Raw genomic sequence first — 241 nt, forward strand, 5'->3', positions numbered from 1 at the left:
AGCGGTTGTTGTTGGAGGTTTCCTGGGAGGCGTTGGAGCGGGCGGGGATCGACCCGTCGGGGCTACGCGGCTCGGACGTGGGTGTGTATGTCGGCACCAACGGCCAGGACTACATCTCGATGATCGGTGACGCGCAGACCGGCAGTGAGGGACATCTGCTGACCGGGAATGCGGCGAGTGTGATGTCGGGGCGGGTGGCGTACGCGCTGGGTCTGGAGGGTCCGGCGGTGTCGGTGGATAC

General features: G+C 66.4%; 1 protein-coding gene. It reads left to right on the top strand.

Translation table 11 applies throughout. The features are described 5' to 3' along the window. The coding region (locus ACLQ2W_RS34060) for a beta-ketoacyl synthase N-terminal-like domain-containing protein (RefSeq protein ID WP_425792030.1) at window positions 1-241 on the top strand (241 nt) is incomplete at both ends.

Origin of the sequence: Micromonospora sp. DT227 (genome assembly GCF_049841835.1) — a bacterium.
In the GTDB taxonomy this organism is placed as follows: domain Bacteria; phylum Actinomycetota; class Actinomycetes; order Mycobacteriales; family Micromonosporaceae; genus Micromonospora.